At 35.8% G+C, this 6,450-nt stretch carries 5 protein-coding genes; 4 read left to right on the forward strand and 1 reads right to left on the reverse strand.

The genetic code is table 11. The features are described 5' to 3' along the window. Positions 1–108: 108 nt before the first annotated feature. From rmuC to ACIQ2S_RS09885, 4 genes are all read left to right on the forward strand, one after another. Entirely contained in the window at positions 109–1,473 is a 1,365-nt protein-coding gene (gene rmuC / locus ACIQ2S_RS09870) for a DNA recombination protein RmuC (protein WP_396175483.1), read from the forward strand. Between the two features lie 112 nt (positions 1,474–1,585). Beyond that, the gene (locus ACIQ2S_RS09875; RefSeq protein WP_396175485.1) at positions 1,586–2,677 is read left to right on the forward strand and encodes a hypothetical protein; all 1,092 of its coding nucleotides are present in this window, start codon (positions 1,586–1,588) and stop codon (positions 2,675–2,677) included. A 19-nt stretch (positions 2,678–2,696) separates the two neighbouring features. Beyond that, positions 2,697–4,718, forward strand: a complete 2,022-nt coding sequence (locus ACIQ2S_RS09880) for an FG-GAP-like repeat-containing protein (RefSeq protein WP_396175487.1) — start codon at positions 2,697–2,699, stop codon at positions 4,716–4,718. Between the two features lie 85 nt (positions 4,719–4,803). Then, positions 4,804–5,979, forward strand: a complete 1,176-nt coding sequence (locus ACIQ2S_RS09885) for a GlmU family protein (protein ID WP_396175489.1) — start codon at positions 4,804–4,806, stop codon at positions 5,977–5,979. Positions 5,980–6,000: 21 nt separating this feature from the next. Here ACIQ2S_RS09885 and ACIQ2S_RS09890 read toward each other — a convergent pair whose 3' ends face one another. Next, a complete protein-coding gene (locus ACIQ2S_RS09890) occupies positions 6,001–6,297 on the reverse strand; it encodes a hypothetical protein (protein WP_396175491.1) in 297 nt (98 codons plus the stop codon). Positions 6,298–6,450 lie beyond the last annotated feature (153 nt).

Below are 6,450 nucleotides of genomic sequence, written 5' to 3' on the forward strand. Positions count from 1 at the left end.
AAGTTTTGATTCAGAAAAGGGAAAGTTTATTATTCGTTAAACTTTTTGTTTTACAATCATTCACAATTTTCTTTTACTTATTTTTACTCCACTTAAAATCAATTCCAAATGTCAGATATTCTCATTTTTACACTAGTTTTTATACTTGCCCTAGCATTTGCAGTTGGAATTATTATCGGAAAAATGCTTTTTGTAGCTCAATCAAAATCAGAAAAGTCCGGTTTAGAAGAGCGAATAAACGGACTTTTATCTCAAATAGAACAGTTAAAAGATCGTTTTCAGGAGGAACAAAATCAGTTTGCAAATAAATTTGAAATCCAAAGAAAGGAGAAAGAAGAAATTCGTCGAGAAAAAGATTCGCTGTCAGTACAGTTGACCAAAAAAGAAGCCGATTTTGAAAATCTTTGGCAACGCAACACAGAACAAAAGCAAGAAGTAGAAGAGCTGCAGGAAAAATTTACCAAAGAATTTGAAAACTTAGCCAACAAAATACTCGAAGAAAAAACAGTAAAATTTACTGAACAAAATAAAGAGAATCTAAAAAATATTCTATCGCCTTTACAGGAAAAAATCCAGCATTTTGAAAAGAAAGTGGAAGATACGCACAAGGAAAGCATTGATTATCACGCCGCTTTGCGGCAGCAGATTGTTGGCTTGAAAGAAATGAATGAGCAAATGAGTAAAGAAACACTGAACTTAACCAAAGCATTAAAAGGCGATAGTAAAATGCAGGGAAATTGGGGTGAATTGATTTTGGAACGTGTTTTAGAAAAATCCGGTTTAGAAAAGGGTCGCGAGTACGAAGTCCAACAAAGTTTTATAACCGATGAAGGTAGTCGGGTTTTTCCCGATGTTGTAATTAATTTACCTGATGGGAAGAAGATGATTGTTGATTCAAAAGTTTCACTTACGGCTTATGAGCGTTATGCAAATGCGGAAGATGATGCTCAAAAAGCACTCTTTTTGAAAGACCATATCAATTCAATCAAACGACATGTGGAGCAGTTGAGTGATAAAAATTACCATGATTTGTACCAAATGGCGAGTCCGGATTTTGTTTTGTTGTTTATTCCTATTGAATCGGCTTTTGCAATTGCATTGAACGATGATAATTCGTTGTACAACAAAGCATTTGAGCGAAATATCATTATTGTCACTCCAACCACATTATTAGCCACTTTACGGACAATTGACAGTATGTGGACCAATCAGAAGCAGCAAGAAAATGCATTAGAAATCGCTCGTCAAGCCGGAGCATTGTATGATAAGTTTGAAGGATTTGTGACTGATTTGATTAAAATTGGAAAAAAAATGGAGGAAGCTAAAGTTGAGTATACTAATGCAATGACCAAATTGGTTGATGGAAAAGGAAATTTAATTGGTAGTGTAGAACGTTTGAAAAAAATGGGAGCAAAGGCCAAAAAATCCTTGCCAGATAGTATTATCAAAAGAGCTGAGGAGGATTCAAATTAAAATATTGGAAGTTTTTATTTCTTTTTAGTTTGATATTTTTGTTAATTATAACATATTGTTGAGGAAAATATCTTAATATAACTATATTTGGTTAATTTTTAGCTGAGTTTATATGAATATAAAGTACTTTTTAGGTTTTGTTGGAGTTGTTTTTACCGCATTATTTGTTTATTCCTGTTCATCAGATTCAGATGAATACATAGCTATTGACCCTGTTTCTCCTGTGGTTGTTGACTTGACTCAAGTGCCTTATGCCAATCTTTCGCAATACAAGTTTTTTGAAGGTGCTATGAAAAATCAAAAACCTTCAGTAGGAGTTTTACCTTACAAACCAATCAGTGAATTATTTACAGATTATGCTCTGAAAAAAAGATTTGTTTGGATGCCAAAAGGTGTAAAAGCATCGTATGTTGCTGATGGAGAGTTATTAAATTTCCCAACAGGTGCTGTACTTATAAAGAATTTTTATTACAATAATGTTCAACCCGGAAATGTCACTCGAATTATTGAAACACGAGTCATGATAAAAAAGGAATCGGGTTGGATTTTTGCAGAATATGTTTGGAATGATCAGCAAACCGAAGCTACGCTTCAAATGGATGGAAGTTTTACACCCATAAGTTGGATAGATGGTGCTGGAGCGACTAAAAGTACTAGTTACCGCATTCCGTCAGAAGTAGAATGCTTAATATGTCATAAAACAGTAACCAATCCTGTGCCAATTGGCACTAAGCCTCAAAATTTAAATTCCGATTATCCATTCGTCGAAGGAACAAAAAATCAATTAGCCAAATGGATCGAAAAAGGTTATTTAAATGCAAGCATTCCTTCAGAAATTGAAGCAGTTGTTGATTATAAAGATGTTTCAAAATCACTAGATTTACGAGTGCGTTCCTATGTAGATATTAATTGTGCCCATTGCCATAAAACAGACAGTCATTGTGATTATCGGCCTATGCGTTTTGCATTCAGCGAATCGCATATTCCGCAAAATATGGGCATCTGTGTTCCTCCTGATGAAATTATAAATAGTTCCTTAACTACTATTGTCAGCCCCTCAAATATTGAACGTTCGATGATGCATTTCAGGATGAATACAACTAGCGAAGAAGTACGAATGCCCATCGTGGGAAGGACGATGATTCACCAAGAAGGTGTCGAATTAATTGAACAGTGGATTAATTCCCTATCACCTTGTAATTAAATTTTTAAATCAAGTATCTATGAAAAAATATGTTTTATTCTTATTCCTTGTTGGATTTGTTTTTAGTGGAAATTCTCAATCCTCTTGTGCTAATGCATTGGATATAGTTGCTCAAACTTATGCAATGGGTGTTGTCAATGGAAGTGGTCCCACTGTTTATTGTGTTGACAGTGGCACTGCAACCGCGGGTTTATGGTACAAGTATACTCCCACTCAAAATTATACTGTTACAATTACTACTGATTTGCCGATAAATCAAGGCAAAGACCCACGTTTTCATGTTTATACAGGAGCTTGTTCAAACCTAGTTTGTGTAGCTGGTGACGATGATAGTGGTTCTGGGTATTTGTCTGTTGCTTCGTTTTCAGTTATTGCAGGAACTACGTATACCATCGTTTTTGATAACAAATGGGGAGTTGCTGCAAATAATGTTTCCTTCCAATTAATACAACAACCACCCATTGTTATTCCTACTCCAATTGCTGTTCCCGTAAGTTTTACAACACAAACCTTAGCGATATCGGGCACTTATAAAAACGGAGTTGTTGATATGAATGGCGATTATTTAGATGATATCGTTGCGGTAAGTTCAACGCAAGTTCATGTACAAAAGCAAAACGTTGGTGGAGGCTTCACAGCTTCTTCTATTACCACAACAGCAGCTTCAAATTTACCAACTTGGAGTTTTGCTGCCGGAGATTTTGATAAAAATGGTCAGACCGATTTACTCTACGGCGGTGGTTCAGGCGTAACTTTTATGAAGGCAAATGCAACCGGTACCGGATTCACGCAAATCTCATTTCCACAATATGTTTTTTCGCAAAGGTCTAATTTTATAGATATTAACAATGATGGTCACTTGGACGCTTTTGTTTGTCATGATGTGGCACCAAACGTCTATTATATTAATGATGGATTGGGGAATTTAGTATTTAATCAAGGAGGTTTAGGCGATGTGGCCGATGGAGGAAATTATGGGTCTATTTGGGTTGATTATGATAATGACAATGATGCCGATTTATTTATTGCTAAATGTCGTGGTGCAGGTTCGCCGGCATCTATAGATGAATTACATAAAAAGAATGCAAACAATACTTTTTCAAATGTAGCAGTTGCCGCTAATATGGCTAGTGGTGTTCAAACGTGGTCTTCCGCTTGGGGCGATTTTGACAACGATGGGCACATGGATGCTTTGGTTGGTGCAAGTTCATTTGCAGCAGGAGGTCACCGTTTAATGAAGAACAATGGAGACGGAACCTTTACGCTAATGTCTGCTAGCTCTGGTTTTGATACTTTCAACGGAACTGGAATTGAATATGTTGCTCAGGATTTTAATAACGACGGATTTATAGATGTTTGGTGTGCCGGAAGTAGTACGATTATGTATAATAATGGGAATTTCACATTTTCTCCATCCACAGTGCCTTTTAATGTGGGGGCTTTGGGGGATTTAAATAATGATGGATTTGTTGATATTATGAACGGTAATAATCTTCGAATAAACCAAGGAAATTTAAACAATTGGATCAAAATTGGTTTGAACGGAATCACCAGTAATAAGCAAGGAATTGGTGCTCGAGTAGAAATATATGGTTCTTGGGGGAAACAAATTCGCGACATCAGAAGTGGTGACGGTTTTAGATATATGAATTCTCTGAATGCTCATTTTGGGATTGGAACAGCAACAGCTATTACGCAAGTAATTATCAGATGGCCATCGGGAGTTGTGGACACGATTCAAAACCCAACAATCAATCAACTTTTAGTAGTAACCGAAAGTTCTACTTTAGGAGTGGATGACGTGCTGATTTCAGATTTTATAATCTATCCCAATCCTGTAAGTGATTTTGTTACCTTTTCATCCAAATCAGGTAATTCTATTGTTTCCATTGCTATTCACGATTTGAACGGTCGACTACTATTGAACAAAACATTAGAATCAGATACAATTTCATTACAAAGTTTAACTACAGGAACCTATTTAGTTACAGCGACGGATAGTGATGGAAATAAATCGACTCAAAAAATCATTAAAAAGTAAACAGCTAAAAAATATAATTTCTTCAAAGCCTTCTTTTTCAGGAAGGCTTTTTTGTAACTTTGATTTTTATTAAATACCCAATCTCATGAATTACATTCTTTTTGATGGACCTGTTCGAAATGCATTACTTCCCTTTACTTTTACACGTCCGGTGGCCGATATTCGAATCGGAATTTTAACCATACGCGAAAAATGGGAGAAATATTTAGGTTATACTACCACCACCATTACCGAAGAGTATTTGTCTGAAAAATATCCAATGGTAGAAATGGAAGAAAACATTCTAATTAATGCTTCATTTTTGCCCAATGAAGTATTGGTGGAAATGATTCAAAGTTTGGAAAAAAATCAAGCTATTTTTAAAGGCGAAGAAGTAATTGCTTTTTTTACCAACGATACACAAGAAGAAGTTGATTTTGACACCTACGAAATCATCGATTATGCAGAAGAAGGATTACGCATTGAACACACTTGGGATATTTTTGCTAAAAACGATGCCGCGATTCGTGAAGATTTTGAATTGCTAACTGAAGGACGTACTTCGCAACCCATTCCTAAAAGTGTCAACGTCATCAATCCTGAAAATATATTCATTGAAAAAGGAGCAAAGCTTGAATTTGTTACTTTAAATGCTTCAACCGGACCTATTTATATTGGCTATAATTCCGAAATCATGGAAGGTTCTGTAATTCGCGGACCTTTTGCGTTGTGTGAAGAAGCACAAGTGAAATTAGCTACCAAAGTCTACGGAGCAACAACTGTTGGACCTCATTGTAGAATTGGAGGCGAAGTGAACAATTCTGTTCTTTTTGGTTATTCCAATAAAGGACACGACGGATTTTTAGGTAATTCCGTTCTTGGTGAATGGTGCAACATTGGTGCCGATTCCAACAATTCCAATTTAAAAAACAATTACGAAGCAGTGCGATTGTGGAGTTATGAAACCGAAGGTTTTGCTAAAACCGGCTTGCAATTTTGCGGACTCATGATGGGCGATCACAGTAAATGCGGTATCAATACTATGTTTAATACGGGAACCGTTGTTGGAGTTTCCACTAATATTTTTGGTAGCGGATTTCCACGAAATTTTGTCCCAAGTTTCAGTTGGGGCGGAGCAACCGGATTTACTACTTACATCACTAAAAAAGCGTTTGAAACTGCTCGAATTGCTATGTCTCGTCGTCAGGTGGAATTTACTGAAGAAGATGCGAGGATTTTGGAACATGTGTTTGAAGAAACGAAGAAGTGGAGGAAGGAGTAATTTCGCGGTTAATTTATCACTTTACCTTATAAAAAAACCCTCAATCCATTTCCAATTGTGATTGAAAACATAAAGAATTATTAAAAATAAAATTAGAGATACAGTAACTTTTATAACAAGTTTTTTTTGTTCTAATTTTCGTTCAGCAAGCATTTTTTCTCTAATAGATTTAAGCAATTCCGGTGTAGCTTGCACGTGATCAATAAATTCAGATGTTGCGTTGGAAGTGTTTTCCAAACGTTCCAATTTGCTTGTGCGATTACGTTTATTATTTCGCAAACCGATTAATGCTTGTAACATTGATCCTTCTCCTGGCATATTTTTTTAATTAGTTAAAGGGTTATTTTCTTGCCAAGTAGCAAAGCTTTTAACTGCGGCTTTGCGTCTTTGCTAGAAATTACTTTTGCGAGTGTAAGTTTAAATCTTCTTAACCCTCTTCAAACTTAATAAATTCAAAGGATTAATACCCAA

It is taken from the genome of Flavobacterium sp. (assembly GCF_044371705.1).
Lineage (GTDB): Bacteria > Bacteroidota > Bacteroidia > Flavobacteriales > Flavobacteriaceae > Flavobacterium.